The organism is Duganella rhizosphaerae (genome assembly GCF_040364205.1).
GTDB lineage: Bacteria > Pseudomonadota > Gammaproteobacteria > Burkholderiales > Burkholderiaceae_D > Rugamonas > Rugamonas rhizosphaerae.
The window spans coordinates 62,273-77,414 of record NZ_BPWK01000003.1 but is presented as its reverse complement, the minus strand read 5'-3'; the positions used below and the strand labels follow the sequence as shown (position 1 = coordinate 77,414).

Below are 15,142 nucleotides of genomic sequence, written 5' to 3'. Positions count from 1 at the left end.
TTTCAAAGGGGCGGTGCTCAAAATTTAATTCGGTGCGCGCTGGCGCCTGGCGTCCTCCTCGCGCTTGCGGATGCGCGCCAGCGCCGCGTTGATGCGATCGATGATGCCGTCGTCCTTGTCGCGGGCGATGGCGAAAAACTGGCCGCTGTCGGTGGCCAGGGGCTTGGGCAGCACGCTGAAGCCGGCGCTGGCGGCGGCGCCGATGGCCGGCAGGCGCGGGGCCATGAAGCTGCGGATGCTGTCCTCCAGGTCTTTCGCGCTCAGGCCGTCGGGCTGGAACAGCAGCACCACGTCCACGCGCCTGAGCATCAGGCGCGTGAGGCGGGTGCCGCGCGAGGAAATGTCTTCGTCGGTGCGAAACAGCTTGCCGCGCGCCGTGTCGAATTCCGGTCCGTAGCTGTAGCCGCGCACCGTGCCGACGGTTTTGCCGCGCAGGTCTTCGAGACGATTGAAGGGGAAGGTGGCGTCGCTGCGCGTGACCAGCCACAGGCTGTTGTGGGTGGCGGTGTCGGAGTAGCGCAGCGCGCGCAGGCGAGCGGCGGTTTTCGGCAGGCCGTACACCAGGCCGACGCCTTCGATGGCGTAGCGCTCGGCGCGCGCCCACGGATAGGTGCGCGGCTCGAAGGTGACGCCCAGCTCCTGGGCCACCGCATCGAGCACCTTGCGTTTGACCTCCGGCATGGGGCGAGGCCTGCCTTGTTCGTCGAGCGTGTCGCCGATCAGCAGCGGCATCACCGGCAGCGCCGGCGTTGCCGCCACGGCTGGCGCCAGCGGGAGGCTGGACAGCACGGCGGCAAGCAGAATACCCGGTATCGACAATCGTTTCATCGGCAATGGAGCAGTGAGCATCAGCCGATTATTACACGCTTCGCGCGGCGCCCCAAGGTTTATGGCGCGTTGCCCAGGGCGCGCGAGCGGGCGGTGGCTTCCACCGCCGGGACGCGGGGGATCGCGTCGGCGGCTGTTTGCGCGGTGTGGGCGTTGGCGCCGGTGTCGTTGATGTTGTAGGCGGCGATGGCTGCGGCCAGCGCGGGATTGGCGCGCAGCGGATCGTTCTGCAGCGTGCTTGCCTGCACGGTGGCGACCTGCGTGGCGGCGTTCTGCGCGGCTTGCGCCTGGGCCGCCGCGCTTTGATCGGTTTGCGCTTGCTGCGCTGCGCTGGCTGCTTCCGCCGCGGCGGGCGTTTGCCCTGCCTGTGCCGTCGCCTTGGCGGCCTCGGCGTTTTGCGCGGCGATCACGTCGGCCGTGGAAGCCTGCAGCGGATTGACGATGGGCGAGGGCGGCGCCAATGGCGGCGTGTTGGCCGGCTGCTCCAGTGTGGCGCGCTGCGCCGCCAGCCGGTCCGCCGCCGTCTCCTGCAAGGGCTGTTGCGACAGCTGGTCCAGTTCCGCGCGCGCCAGGTCCAGCCGCGCGGTGGCCGCCACGTCGGCCGGCGTCAGCGCGGCCTGCTGGCGGGCGGCCAGCGCCTGCACCGCGCCGGTGCCGGCGGCGCTCAGCTGTTCGGCAAAGCGCGTCGCCAGTTCGCTGAAAGTGGTGAGCGTGTTTTGCAAGGTCTGCGTTGTGTTCTGCTGGTTGGTGTTGAACGAGGCCCGCAGCACTTCATTGTCGAGCGACAGGCCGCCCGTCGCGTCCGCCAGCAGCGGCGCCTGCAAGGTCACGCCGATCTGCGCCAGGCTTTGCGCCGCCGTCTGCTGTGGCTGGGCCGTGTTGTTGCCGAAAGTTTGCTGTTGCAGGCTCTGCACCAGGTTGTTGAGCAGCGACGGCCCTTGCGGCTGGGCTTGGTTGAAATCCACCGCCGGCAGCAAGTTGAATGCATTCACCACATTTTGCGTGGTGTCATTCAAGCTTGCCGCGGCTTGGCGGGGCTCGGCGCCGTTGGCCACCGCCGCTTGCAGCTGCGTGAGTTGCTCCTGGGATTGCGAGACCGTCAGCAGGAAGTTGGCCACGGGCGACAGCTCGATCGACACCGAGGCCGCCGCCGGCGCATCGGTGGCGGAACCGGCGGCGGCGACCCGGTCGCTCTGCACCGGCGCCACGGCGGCGCTCTCCGCCACCGGCGCGACATTGGCTGGCGTCGTCAGCGACGCCGATGAGATGGGAAACATGCCGCTCTCCTCAGGATGATAACGGCCAGCATCCTCCTATCGGCCGCGCCCGTCCGTGTGCCAGTTCACATAGCGGACTGATTGCTGCAATGCGGCCGCCGGCTTGCCTCTCTGTTAGTTTCCGCACGGTTCAGCAGCGCCGTTGGGCCTATTGTGTCCCTTGCAGTTCCAACATTCACCCGAAAAAGGAAAGCATCATGGAAAACAGCATCGACAGCAAAATCAACGCCGCCCGCGACGGCGTCACTCAAATCGGCAACAACCTGCGCGCCGATGCGCACGCCGCCATCGACAAGGTCGCCGACAAGATTCCACCCACCACCGACCGCCTGGCCAACAGCGCCCACAGCGGTGTCGACAAGGTCGCCGATGGCGTCGGCAAAGTGGCCGACACGGTGGAAAGCACTTCCGACCGCCTGATCGCACGCGGCAAGCAAGTGAGCGCCAGCTGCAAAGCGCTGACCGAATCGGGCCGCAGCCACGTCCGCGCCAGCCCGGCCATTTCGGTATTGCTGGCCGCCGCCGCCGGCTACGGTTTGTCCAAGCTGCTGAGCTCGCGCAGCGCCAAATAACACCAGGTTGCCCGGCCGGTGCAGCTGCCGGGATACGCGGCGGCCGGTTTGGGCGCCGCATATCGGGGTACATCCATGGGAAATTCGAGGAAAGCGCCGGTCGCCGCCATGGGGGCCGGTTCGGTTTTGAGTACGGTGGCAGGGCCTTCGTCGGCGCCGCCGCCGGATCAGCTGGGGAACGATTCCCCGCAGCAGCAGGCCTTGCTTGACAAGGCCAGGGGCGGCCAGCAGCTGGCCGCCGGCATGGCGTTCAACGCCAACAAACCCAATGAACACGGCGACGCCGCGCGCGCACCGCAGGCCGGCCAGACCTGCCCGGTGCCGCATCCGCTCGCCACCGCCAGCACCGCCGGCGAAACCACGCCGTCCGCCAAGACCGGCGGCGGCGAGCCGCCGCACGGCGTCAATCCGGCCAACGCCTCGCTGGACCGGGTCCGGGTCGACAGCGGCGGTCAGCGCCTGACCACCAACCAGGGCGTGGCGGTCGCCGACAACCAGAATTCGCTGAAGGTCGGGCTGCGCGGCCCCACCGCGATGGAAGACTTCATCCTGCGCGAAAAGCTCACGCACTTCGACCACGAACGCATCCCCGAACGCGTGGTGCACGCGCGCGGCTCGGCGGCCCACGGCTACTTCGAAAGCTACGAGGATTTGAGCGACGTCACGCGCGCCGCGCCGTTCGCCGCGGCGGGCAAACGCACGCCGGTGTTCGTGCGCTTTTCCACCGTGGCCGGCGAGCGCGGCTCGGCCGACACCGTGCGCGACGTGCGCGGCTTCGCCGTCAAGTTCTACACCGACGAAGGCAACTGGGACCTGGTCGGCAACAACATCCCGGTGTTCTTCATCCAGGACGCGATGAAGTTCCCGGACCTGGTCCATGCCGTCAAGCCGGAGCCGCACAACGGCATGCCGCAGGCGGCCAGCGCGCACGACACCTTCTGGGACTTCGTCACGCTGATGCCGGAATCGACGCACATGCTGATGTGGCACCTGTCGGACCGCGCGATCCCGCGCAGCTACCGCACCATGCAGGGCTTCGGCGTGCACACCTTCCGGCTGGTGAACGCCGCAGGCGCGTCGGTGTTCTGCAAGTTCCACTGGAATCCGGTGGCCGGCACCCACTCGCTGATGTGGGACGAGGCGGCCAAGATCTGCGGCGCCGACGCCGACTTCCACCGTCGCGACCTGTGGGAAGCGATCGAAGCGGGCGCCTACCCGGAATGGGAACTGGGCCTGCAGATCTTCACCGAGGAAGAGGCCGAGCAATTCCCGTTCGACGTGCTCGACGCCACCAAGCTGGTGCCGGAGGAGCTGGTGCCGGTGCGCGTGGTCGGCAAGATGACGCTGAACCGCAACCCGGACAACTTCTTCGCCGAGACCGAGCAGGTGGCCTTCTGCACCGCGCACGTGGTGCCCGGCATCGACTTCAGCAACGACCCGCTGCTGCAAGGGCGCATCCACTCCTACCTGGATACGCAGATCAGCCGCCTGGGCGGCGCCAACTTCCACGAGATCCCGGTCAACGCCTCGCTGGCGCCGGTGCACAACAACCAGCGCGACGGCATGCACCGCCAAGCCATCCCGCGCGGGCGCGTGGCCTACGAGCCCAACTCGCTCGGCGGCGGCTGTCCGTTCCAGGCCGGCATGGCCGGCTTCACCACGGCGGCCAGCGCCAGGCCGCAACCGCCTGAGGACAAGGTGCGCGGCAAGCCGGAGCTGTTCGCCGACCACTACTCGCAGGCGCGCCTGTTCTGGATCAGCCAGAGCCCGGCGGAGCAGGCGCACATCGTCAACGCCTACCGCTTTGAACTGAGCCGGGTGCAGACGCAGGCGATCCGCGTGCGGCTGCTGTCGATGCTGGCCAATGTCGATCCGATCCTGGCCGAGGGCGTGGCGCAGGGCCTGGGGCTGGAGGTGCCGGCGCCGATGCCGCTGGCCACCGACGCCGAGCCGCCGCATTACGATCCGTCGCCGGCGCTGTCGCTGCTGGCGCGGCCGGGAGCGACCGGCATCGCCACGCGCCGCATCGCCATCCTGGCGGGCCACGGCGTCGAAGCGGCCAGCGTCAAGGCGATCTACGCCGACCTGCTGGCGGCCGGCGCGGTGCCGCGCCTGGTGGCGCCGCAGCTGGGGCAACTGGCGGCGGCCGACGGCAGCAAGCTCGATATCGAGATCTCGATCGAAGCCGGTCCGCCGGTGCTGTACGATGGGCTGATCGTGGCCGACGGCGCCGCCAGCGCGGCCATGCTGATGCGCGACGCCGACGCGCTCGATTTCGTGCGCCAGCAATACCGCCACTGCAAGCCTATCCTGGCGGTGGGCGCGGGCGTCGAGCTGCTGTTGAAGGCGGGCCTGCCGGCCACGCTGGAAAACGGCGCGCCGGACCTGGCCTTGTGGCGCGCGGACGCCGCCGGCCTCGATGCGGCGCTGGTGGCATTCAAGCATGCGCTGGCTGGGCACCGCAACTTCCAGCGGGAGACGGAGGCGGTGGTCCTGTAGGGCTAGCCCTTTTGTCGGGGCTGTAATATAGTCAACAATGACGAGCATAGTGATATGCTCGTCATTGTGCATTCTATGCCCCAAAAAATAGCACCAGGATCTACTGAACATGGACGTGTACGCCCCACAGGTATGGCTTCCGCACGAGCGTCCCACCTTGCCGGGATCGCCGTCGACACCGCTGCACACGGCCGAGCGGCGGCTGGCGTTCCTGGTGATCGGCTTCATCGTCGCCGTCACCGGCGGGCTGGGGAACGCGCTGGTGTCGGTCAACCTGCCTTACCTGCAAGGCTCGCTGGGCGTGTACTCGGCCGAGATCCAGTGGCTGCCGGCCGCCTACGTAATGGCCAATGTGTCGATGAACCTGCTGCTGGTGAAATTCCGCCAGCAATACGGCCTGCGCCTGTTTACCGAATTGTTCCTGGTGCTGTACGCGCTGGCCACCGTGGCCCACTTGTTCGTGCACGGCCTGGCCTCGGCCATCGCGGTGCGCGCGGCGCACGGCATGAGCGGCGCGGCGCTGACCACGCTCGGCCTGTACTACACCCTGCAGGCCTTCCCGGCGCAGCACCGGCTCAAGGCGGTGGTGTTCGGCATCGGCTTCTCGCAGCTGGCACTGCCGATGGCGCGGCTGTTCTCGTCGGAGCTGATGGAGTTTGGCGAGTGGCGCGGGCTGTACTTCTTCGAGCTGGGCCTGGCCCTGCTGTCGCTGGCCTGCGTGCTGGCGCTCAAGCTGCCGCCGGGCGACCGCGTCAAGGCTTTCGAGAAAATGGACTTCCTCACCTTCGGCCTGTTCGCGCCCGGCGTGGCCTTGCTGTCGGCGGTGCTGGCGCTGGGCCGCACGGTGTGGTGGTTTGAATCGCGCTGGCTGGGCCTGTGCCTGGCCGGCGCCATCGTGCTGATCGCCGCCGCGCTGCTGGTCGAGCACAACCGCGCGCGGCCGCTGCTCAACACGCGTTGGCTCAGCAACGGCAATATCGCGCGCCTGGCCTTGTCGGTGTTGCTGATCCGCGTGGTGCAGTCGGAGGCCAGCGGCACTGTGGGCTTCCTGCAGGCGCTGGGCCTGAACAACGACCAGATGCAGATGTTGTGGATCGTCGTCATGATCGGCACCGTGGCCGGGATGGCGGCCAGCGCGCTGACCATCACGCCGGCGCGCATCCCCTTGCAGCTGATGTTCTCGCTGGCGGTGATGGCGGCCGGCGCCTACATGGATTCGGACGCCACCAACCTGACCCGGCCCGCCGACCTGTATGTGAGCCAGTTCCTGCTGGCCTTCGGCGGCGCCTTCTTCATCGGGCCGACGTTTGTGTCGGGCTTCGGCGCCGTGATCGCGGCGCCGAATAACCTGGTCAGCTTCTCGGTCATGTTCAGCATCACGCAGACGCTGGGCAGCCTGCTTGGTTCGGCGGCGGTCGGCACGTTCCAGGTGGTGCGCGAGAAATTCCACTCCAGCATACTGGTCGAGCATCTGACCCTGCTCGATCCGATGGTGGCGGCGCGCATCCAGAGCGGCGGCGCCAGCGTGGGCGCGGCGCTGGCCGATCCCGCCGCCCGCAGCGCGACCGGCGTGGCGGCGCTGGGCGCGGCGGCCACGCGCGAGGCCAACATCCTCGCGTACAACGATGTCTTCCTGATGATTACCCTGGTGGCGCTGCTGACACTGGCCTGGATGCTGGGCCGCTATCTGTGGTCGGTGTGCGTGGTCTGCCCGGGCAGCCCGGCGCACAACGCGCAAACCGGCATGGCCAATGTCTCTCTCAATAATTCCGGATCACGCTGACCCCTATGGCTAACAATACTCCCGACAATTCCTCTTCCTCCGAAACCCGCGTCGCGGCGGTGGCTGCTGCTGCCGCGGCGGCGGCCGTCGCCGCCGCCGCGCCCACCGCGCCGGCGCCGGACCGGCGCGCGCAGATCGTTTCGGCGATCGCGTTTTCGTTCGTGGCGCTGGTCGGTGTGCTGATCGTGCTGTACGCGTGGCGGCTGCCGCCGTTCAGCACCGCCATCGTCTCCACCGAGAACGCGCTGGTGCGCGGCCAGGTCACGCTGATCGGCACCCAGCTGCCCGGCTACGTGGTCGACGTGCGGGTGCAGGATTTCCAGCAGGTGAAGCAGGGCGACCTGCTGGTGCTGATCGACGACCGCATCTACCAGCAGCGCTACGAGCAGGCGCAGGCGCAGTTGGCGGCGCAAAAGGCTGCGCTGGCCAACTGGGAGCAGGCGCGCCGCACGGCGGAGGCGGGGGTGGCGCTGAACCAGGCCACCGTGGCCAATGCGGAAGCGCAGGCCGCCAAGTCGGTGGCCGATTTGAGCCGCGTCAATGCGCTGGCTGCCGACGGCTCGCTGTCCCTGCGCGAACAGGACACCTCCAAGGCCGCCAAGGTGCAGACGGCGGCCGCGGTGCAGCAGGCGCGCGCCAGCCTGGAGATCGCCAGGCAGCAGGTGCAGACGGTGGTGGTGAACAAGCTGTCGCTGGAGGCGGCGGTGGCGAATGCGTCGGCGGCGCTGAAGTCGGCCAAGGTGGACCTGGATAACACCCGCATCACGGCGCCGGAAGACGGCCAGCTGGGCCAGGTCACGGTGCGCAAGGGGGCCTACGTCAACACCGGCGCGCAGTTGATGGGATTGGTGCCGCGCCAGCTGTGGGTGATCGCCAATTTGAAGGAGACGCAGATGAACGGCGTGCAGGTCGGCCAGAGCGCGACGTTCAAGGTCGATGCGCTGGACGGCGCGGTGCTGACCGGCCAGGTGGAGCGGATATCGCCGGCCACCGGTTCGGAATTCAGCGTGCTGCCGGCCGATAACGCGACCGGCAATTACGTCAAGATCGCGCAGCGCATACCGGTGCGCATCCGCATCGATCCGGGCCAGGCCAAGGCGCGCCGGCTGGCGCCGGGGATGTCGGTGGTGGTCAGCATCGACACGTCGGGGGAGCTGAACGATGCGAACGCCGCGCCGGCCAGGACCGCCGGAGCCAAGCCATGATAGAGCGCGTCGTATCGGCACGGCTGCCAGGCGCGATGCGTCCGGTGGCGCTGGTGCTCGTGCTGGCGCTGGCCGGTTGCGCGGCCAAGGTGCAGCCTCCGCCCGCATCGGCTTTGCAGACACCGTCCGCCTGGCGCACCGCCGCCGAGACGGCGCAGGGCGCGGCGGTCGAGGCGCAATGGTGGCAAGCCTTCGGCGACCCGGCTCTGAGCGCGCTGGTGGCCGCCGCGCTGGAACACAACGGCGACCTGCGCATAGCGCGCGCGCGCGTGGCGCAGTACCGCGCGCTGGTGGGCGTGGCCGCAGCAGGGCAGAAGGCCAACGTCTTCGTCGACACCGCGCCGACCCGCACGCGCCAGCTGGCCTACAACGGCGTGCCTTATGTCACCAACGTCTACCAGGCCGAGTTCCAGGCCAGCTATGAAGTCGACGTGTGGGGCCGCCTGGCCGCGCAGACCGACGCCGCCACCGCCACCTATCAGACGGAGCAGGCCAACGCCGATGCCGCCGCGTTGTCGATCGCCGCCACCGTGGCCTCGGGCTACCTGAACCTGCGCGGCCTGGACGCCCAGCTGGCGCTGACCGAAGCCACGCTGAAGCTGCGCGAGGAATCGCGCGACCTGGCCAAGCGCCAGTTCGACGTCGGCTACAGTTCGCGGCTGGAATGGCTGCAAGCGCAGGCCGAATACCAGACCACCGCCGAGCAGGTGCCGCAGCTCAAGCGCTCGATCTTCGAGCAGGAAAACGCGCTGTCCATCCTCGCCGGCGGCAATCCCGGCCCGGTGGCGCGCGGGCTGGAGCTGGCGCAGCTGACCGCGCCGGCGGTGCCGGCGGGGCTGCCGTCCGAACTGCTGCGGCGCCGGCCGGACATCGCGCGCGCCGAATTCAATCTGGTGGCGATCAACGCCAACCTGGCCGCCACGCGCGACCAGCTGCTGCCGTCGTTCAAGCTGACGATGGTGGGCGGGGTGCAGAACCTGAAGTGGCACGATTTCATCAACGCGCCGACGGCGCTGTGGCGGCTGACGGGCGCCGTCGTCGCGCCGGTGTTCGAGGGCGATCGCGTGCAGCACCAGACCGACGCCGTCGCGGCGCAGCGCGACCAATCGATCTATGCGTATGAGAATGCGGTGCGCACCGCCTTCGCCGAAACCGACAACAGCCTGGGTGCGCTGGCGCGCCTGAAGGAACAGGCGGTGCAGAACGACGCGCGCCGCGCGACGGCGGCCGAAACGCTGCGCATCGCGCACAACCGCTATCGCAACGGCTACGCGTCGTATCTGGAGGAACTGGACGCCCAGCGCACGCTGTACAACGCCGACGTCGGCCGCCTGCAGCTGAAGACGCGCATGCTGGTGGCGTCGGTGGACTTGTACCGCGCCATGGGCGGCGGCTGGACGGCTCGTCCTTAGTAGTCGACCTGGCGCGGCGTCAGGACCGACAGCACCAGCCGGGTCTGCGTCTCGCCCATCGGCGCTCCCGTGAGAGCGGCCTCGCCGATGAACGCGCAATAGGCCCAGCGCCCCAGCGTCAGCGACTCTTCCCTCGACCAACCGAGGGACTCCAGCAGATGTGCGACATGGGCGACGCGCTGTTGGTCGACCCGCGTTTGCGCCGCGCGCACCCTGTCGTCGGTGATGGCCCACGCGCGCATGGCGCTGCCGAGTTTGAGGGCCATCGCCGGCGTGGTGGAGAACAGGCTGCGCAGCTGCTCGTGTGCGCCGGCTCCGTCGCCCGTCGCCGCCTTGATCGGCGCCTGCGTGTAGCGGCGTTCCCACTCATCCAGCAGCGCGCATTGATACTGCTCCAGGTTCTTGAAGTGCCAGTAGAAGCTGCCTTTGGTAACGCCCAGGCGCTTGGCGATCGACATGATCCGCAGGCCTTGCGTGCCTTCCTCGACCAGTGTTTGCAGGCCGGCGTCGAGCCAGGCCTGGCGATCGTTTTTCTCTTCCATGACTTGACCTTGTTGAATTGGATTGACACTGACTATCATTGATGCGACTCTACCATACCTTGAGGTATGGTGATCTTTTCAAACACGGGAGAACGACATGATTGTAGTGGCGGCATGGATGCTGGCGGCGCTGGGCGGCGCCCATATTCTGGCGGGCTTGTTCTGGTTCCGCGAACCGATACGCGCGGCGTGGCGGGATGGGGGATTCGGGAAATTCCAGGGGCACGACGCGCGACGGGTCGCGTTCTGGTTCACCATCTTCGGGCCGCTGCTGCTGTGCGTGGGGCATGTCGCGATCGTGGCCGCCGCGGCGTCCGACTTTGCGCTGATCAATATCATCGGCTGGTATTTGTTGGGATTGGCCTGCGTCGCCGTGCTGGCCGTGCCGAAATCAGGTTTCTGGGCGATGCTGCTGCTTGCTCCGATCCTGATCGGCGCTGGACGCTACTGGTGACCATCATGCACAAAGAACCGTTACGCCATCGCCTTGCCGACTGGCTGCTGCGGGCCGCCTTGTCGGCCGAAGCCCGGCGGGCCAAGCTGGCGCAAGGCGCCGTTGTCTTGCCGTTTGGCCGCGTGGCCTACCTGTTGCGCCGGCCCGCCGGCATGCCGATGTCCGAGGCCGTCGTCATGCTGCATGGCGCCGCCAGCGACAAGACGGCATGGCTGCGCTTTGCCGGATGCCTGCGGGTCGCGCTGCCGCTGGTGGCGCCCGACCTGCCGGGACACGGCGACAGCAGCTTCGACGACGCACTGCGCTACGATATCGGCACGCAGGCGGACCGCTTGCGCAGCTTTCTCAAGACGCTGGGCATCGAGCGCGCCCACCTGATCGCCAACTCCATGGGCGGCGCCATTGCGCTGCGCCTGGCGGCCGAGGCGCCGGAGCAGGTTGCGTCGCTGATGTTGATTGACGCTGCCGGCGCCGAATCGACGCCGAGCTGGCTGCGCCTGCACCTGGCACGCACCGGGCGCAACCCCATGCTGGAGGTCGCGACGGCGGCCGACTATCGCGCCATGATGGCGATCGGCATGGCCAAGCCGCCCGTGATTCCAGGCTTCCTACTGGCCGCCCTGGCACGGGCCTTTGTCCGGCGCCAGCCGATCAATGCCAGGATCGCGCGCGACATCGAGGACAACCTGGACCAGACGGCGTTGTTGCCCAGGATTGTCGCGCCGGCGCTGATTGTTTGGGGACGGGAGGACAAGGTTATGCATGTCGACGACGCCAGCTTGCTGCATCGTCAGCTGCGCGACAGCCAGAAGATCGTACTCGATGGCGTCGGACATGTGCCGATGGTCGAAGCACCACGGCAGGTGGCGGCGGCCTGCAACGCCTTCCTTGCAAGGCTGGCAGGCGCCCGGGAATGACGGCGGCCGGCGGACGCCGGCGCCGCCTGCGGTATGACTATTTGACCGGGATGCACAGCTCCGCTTCGAACACGCCGGTGGCCGGGTCCATCGCGTAGTCGGCCGGATAGCGCTCGAAGCACGGGCCGGCGTCGACCTTGCCTTCGGCGTGCAACTGGCCGAAGAACTCGCCCCACACCGCAGGCACCTGGTCGCCGGTGCCCTTGAATTTGGCGACGGCATAACGGCCGGCGGGAATCGTGGCTTCCTTGGCCGGCTCCTTGATCGGATACACGTCCGACACTTCGACGCAGGCGTCGTAGCGGCACTCCTCCGGTGGCGTGGTGCTCGGATCGTCCTGCGCCACGCCGTAGGTGACCTTGCCCACCAGGCCAAAGGCTTTCTGCCACGGCGTGAACACCTCTTTCCAGAACTCGCCGATCGGCGCGCCGAACGGGCCCTTGTAGCGCAGGTAGGCGACGCGTACCGCCGGTAAATCCTTGACTTCATATTCCATGATGATCTCCTTTCGTTTAGTGTCCGCCGCCGGCGATCTTGCGCAATGGCGGCGCGTTTTCCTCGGGGGCCGGCGCCGGCGTGCGGCGCACTTTGCCCATCAGGCGTTGCAGCAGGTGTTCCAGGTCGTCGATGTAGGTGAACACGGCCGGCACCACCAGCAGACTCAACAGCGTCGACGTGATCAGGCCACCGATCACTGTGATCGCCATCGGCGAGCGGAAGCTCGGATCGGCGCCCCAGCCCAGCGCCAGCGGCATCATGCCGGCGCCCATCGCGATGGTGGTCATCAGAATCGGACGGCTGCGCTTGTGGCAGGCGTCGACCAGCGCATCGAATCGGCTCATGCCTTCCTGACGTGCCAGAATAGCATAATCAACCAACAAGATTGAGTTTTTCGTAACGATCCCCATCAGCATGATCAGGCCGATCATCGACGGCATCGACAGCGCGCGGCCGGTGATCAGCAGCGCCACGAAAGCGCCGCCGATCGACAGCGGCAGCGCCGCCAGAATCGTCATCGGCTGCATGAAGTCCTTGAACAGCAACACCAGCACGCAGTAGATGCACAGCACGCCGATCAGCATGGCGATGCCGAAGCTGGCGAACAGCGAGGCCATCTCCTGGGTGTCGCCCAGTTCGGCGATCTTCACCGACGGCGGCAGGTTCATCATGGTCGGCAGCGCGCGCGCTTCGGTGTTCACTTCGCCCAGCGAACGCTTGCCCAACTCCACTTCCAAGGTGACGTTGCGGCTGCGGTTGAGGCGACTGATCTGCGCCGGGCCGCTTTCCATCGTGATGGTGGCGACGGTGGCCAGCAGTACCGGGCCGTTCTTGCCCGGCACCGTCAGGCGGCCGATGGCGTCCAGGTCGGCGCGCACGGCGTCCGGCAGCTTGACGCGGATCGGCACCTGGCGTTCCGGCAGGTTCATCTTGGTCAGGTCGGTGTCGTAGTCGCCGGCGGTGGCCACGCGCACGGTCTGGCCGATGGACGACGCGGTCACGCCCAGGTCGGCGGCCTTGGCGAAGTCCGGCGTGACGATGATTTCCGGACGCACCAGCGAGGCGCTCGAGCGCACGTTGCCGACGCCTTTGAGGGTGCGCATTTCGCGCTCCACTTTTTGCGCCGTCTCCTTCAGCGCGACCGGGTCTTCGCTGCGCAGCACCAACTGCATCTTGACGCCGTTGTCCGGCGGGCCCACCTTGAAGCGGGCGCCGGGAATGGCGTTCAACTTGGCGCGGATCTCGCCTTCCAGGTCGGCCATCGATTCCTTGCGGTCGTTGCGGTGCACGGTGGTCAGCGTCAGCACGGCGTTGCGCGCCTCGGCCGCGGTGCCGGGGGCGAAGGCGTCGCCGCTGGAGCCGCCGCCGATGGAGCTGAACACGGCCTTGATGCCTTTGACTTCCATCGCGGCCTTGCGGGCGCGTTCGGCGACCACGCCGGTTTCCGCCAGCGTGGAGCCGGGCGGCAGTTCCAGGTTGATCTGGGTCTGCGAGCGGTCGGCGGCCGGCACGAAGCCGGTCGGCAGCAGGCCCACCAGCATGATCGAGCCGACGAAGAACGCGGCCGAGGCCAGCCCCGTCACCAGCCGGTGCGTCAGGCACCAGCGCATCACGCGGATGTAGCGCGTCATGATCCAGCCGTCTTTTTCTTCGGTGTGCGCGACCGGCTTGAGGATGTAGGCGGCCATCATCGGCGTCAGCAGACGCGCCACCACCAGCGAAGCCAGCACCGCCACCACGGCGGTCCAGCCGAACTGCTTGAAGAACAGGCCAGGCACGCCGCCCATGAAGGCGGTCGGCAGGAACACGGCGACCAGCGCGAAGGTGGTGGCGATCACCGCCATGCCGATTTCGTCGGCCGCTTCCATCGCCGCCTCCATCGGGGTTTTACCCATGCGCAGGTGGCGCGCGATGTTTTCGATTTCAACGATGGCGTCGTCCACCAGCACGCCCACCACCAGCGCCATCGACAGCAGCGTGACTGTGTTGAGGGTGTAGCCGAACAGGTACAGGCCGAGGAAGGCCGGCATCACCGACAGCGGCAGCGCGGCGGCTGCCACCAGCGTGGCGCGCCAGTCGCGCAGGAACCACCACACCACCAGCACGGCAAGGATGGCGCCTTCGTACAGCAGCTCCATCGAGCCGGTGAAGTTTTCTTCGACCGGGAAGGCGTTGTCGATCACCGGTTTCAGTTCGACGCGCGGGTTGGCGCGGCTCAGTTCTTCGACGGCGGCGCGCGCGCCCTTGGCGACGGCCAGTTCGCTGGCGCCCTTGGTGCGGAAGATTTCAAAGCCGATCACCGGCACGCCGTCCTGCAGCGCGATGGCGCGCGGTTCGGAGACGGTGTCGGTCACGGTGGCCACCTGGTCGAGGCGCACGCGGCGGCCGTCGCTCAGTGGCAGTTCGATGGCGGCCAGCGCGGCCGCGCTCTGCACGGTGGCGATGGTGCGCACCGATTGCTCGGCGCCGCTGACGTCGCCGCGTCCGCCCGGCGCTTCCTTCTGCACCAGTCGCAGCTGGCGCGAGACGTCCAGCGCGGACACGCGCAGGGCGGCCATGCGGGCGTCGTCCAGTTCGACGCGAATCTCGCGCTTGACGCCGCCGACGCGCTTGACCGCGCCCACGCCGGGCACCGCCAGCAAGCGCTTGGAGACGGCGTTGTCGACGAACCAGCTCAGTTCCTGCTTGTCCATCTTCTCGCCGGACGTTTTGGCGGCGGCGGCGGTGAAGGTCATGATCACGCGGCCGGCGGTGGAGGCCTTGGTCACGGTCGGATCGCGCAGCTCGGCCGGCATGTCGGCCTTGACGCGGGCCACGGCGTCGCGCACTTCGTTGACGGCGTCGGCGATCGGCTTCTCAAGAATGAATTCGACGGTGGTGGTGGACACGCCGTCCAGCACCGTGGTGTAGATGTTCTTGATGCCTTGCAGCGTGGCGACCGAATCCTCGATCTTGCGGGCCACTTCGGTTTCCAGCTGGGCCGGCGCGCTGCCGTCCAGCGTGGCGGTGACGGTCACGATGGGCAGTTCGATGTCCGGGAAGTCCTGCACCGGATTGGCCTTGAAGGCCATCATGCCGGCCAGCGTCAGCAACGCGAACAGCATGATCGCCGGGATCGGGTTCTTGATCGATAGGGAGGAAAAATTCATGGCGTG

Annotated in this window: 12 protein-coding genes; 7 read left to right on the top strand and 5 right to left on the bottom strand. The window is 67.8% G+C overall.

The features are described from left to right. Positions 1-24: 24 nt before the first annotated feature. Positions 25-849: a substrate-binding periplasmic protein gene (locus tag RUGAMON1_RS07625; protein ID WP_445229942.1), complete on the bottom strand. Its 825-nt coding sequence runs from the start codon at positions 847-849 to the stop codon at positions 25-27. Positions 850-887: 38 nt separating this feature from the next. Continuing rightward, positions 888-2,105: a flagellar filament capping protein FliD gene (gene fliD, locus RUGAMON1_RS07620; protein WP_445229941.1), complete on the bottom strand. Its 1,218-nt coding sequence runs from the start codon at positions 2,103-2,105 to the stop codon at positions 888-890. A 197-nt stretch (positions 2,106-2,302) separates the two neighbouring features. Here fliD and RUGAMON1_RS07615 point away from each other — a divergent pair, with 197 nt between their 5' ends. The 5 genes from RUGAMON1_RS07615 (at position 2,303) to RUGAMON1_RS07595 (ending at position 9,576) form a co-directional block, all read left to right on the top strand. Beyond that, positions 2,303-2,677 carry a hypothetical protein gene (locus RUGAMON1_RS07615; protein WP_445229940.1) on the top strand — a complete coding sequence of 125 codons (375 nt, stop codon included), beginning with the start codon at positions 2,303-2,305 and terminating at the stop codon, positions 2,675-2,677. A 75-nt stretch (positions 2,678-2,752) separates the two neighbouring features. Next, on the top strand, positions 2,753-5,176 hold the full coding sequence (locus RUGAMON1_RS07610) for a catalase (RefSeq protein WP_445229939.1): 2,424 nt from the start codon (positions 2,753-2,755) through the stop codon (positions 5,174-5,176). Between the two features lie 109 nt (positions 5,177-5,285). Beyond that, a complete protein-coding gene (locus RUGAMON1_RS07605) occupies positions 5,286-6,959 on the top strand; it encodes an MFS transporter (RefSeq protein ID WP_445229938.1) in 1,674 nt (557 codons plus the stop codon). A gap of 5 nt (positions 6,960-6,964) precedes the next feature. Continuing rightward, positions 6,965-8,164 carry an HlyD family secretion protein gene (locus tag RUGAMON1_RS07600; RefSeq protein WP_445229937.1) on the top strand — a complete coding sequence of 400 codons (1,200 nt, stop codon included), beginning with the start codon at positions 6,965-6,967 and terminating at the stop codon, positions 8,162-8,164. After that, positions 8,161-9,576, top strand: coding sequence for an efflux transporter outer membrane subunit (locus RUGAMON1_RS07595; RefSeq protein WP_445229936.1), 1,416 nt, complete (start codon positions 8,161-8,163; stop codon positions 9,574-9,576). The genes RUGAMON1_RS07600 and RUGAMON1_RS07595 overlap by 4 nt, the downstream gene beginning before the upstream one ends. Here the strand turns inward: RUGAMON1_RS07595 and RUGAMON1_RS07590 are convergent. Then, entirely contained in the window at positions 9,573-10,118 is a 546-nt protein-coding gene (locus tag RUGAMON1_RS07590; protein WP_445229935.1) for a TetR/AcrR family transcriptional regulator, read from the bottom strand. The two genes, RUGAMON1_RS07595 and RUGAMON1_RS07590, sit on opposite strands and share 4 nt — an antisense overlap. A gap of 97 nt (positions 10,119-10,215) precedes the next feature. On the opposite strand from RUGAMON1_RS07590, the gene RUGAMON1_RS07585 reads away from it, so the two are divergent. Together RUGAMON1_RS07585 and RUGAMON1_RS07580 are read left to right on the top strand one after the other, a co-directional pair. After that, positions 10,216-10,572 (top strand): DUF6463 family protein, encoded by a 357-nt coding sequence (locus tag RUGAMON1_RS07585; protein WP_445229934.1) that lies wholly within the window; start codon positions 10,216-10,218, stop codon positions 10,570-10,572. A gap of 5 nt (positions 10,573-10,577) precedes the next feature. Continuing rightward, positions 10,578-11,489 carry an alpha/beta fold hydrolase gene (locus RUGAMON1_RS07580; RefSeq protein WP_445229933.1) on the top strand — a complete coding sequence of 304 codons (912 nt, stop codon included), beginning with the start codon at positions 10,578-10,580 and terminating at the stop codon, positions 11,487-11,489. Between the two features lie 37 nt (positions 11,490-11,526). Here the strand turns inward: RUGAMON1_RS07580 and RUGAMON1_RS07575 are convergent, their stop codons facing one another. Both RUGAMON1_RS07575 and RUGAMON1_RS07570 read right to left on the bottom strand, forming a co-directional pair. Next, on the bottom strand, positions 11,527-11,985 hold the full coding sequence (locus RUGAMON1_RS07575) for an AraC family transcriptional regulator (RefSeq protein WP_445229932.1): 459 nt from the start codon (positions 11,983-11,985) through the stop codon (positions 11,527-11,529). 16 nt (positions 11,986-12,001) lie between these two features. Further along, positions 12,002-15,136, bottom strand: a complete 3,135-nt coding sequence (locus RUGAMON1_RS07570; protein WP_445229931.1) for an efflux RND transporter permease subunit — start codon at positions 15,134-15,136, stop codon at positions 12,002-12,004. Between the last annotated feature and the right edge of the window lie 6 nt (positions 15,137-15,142).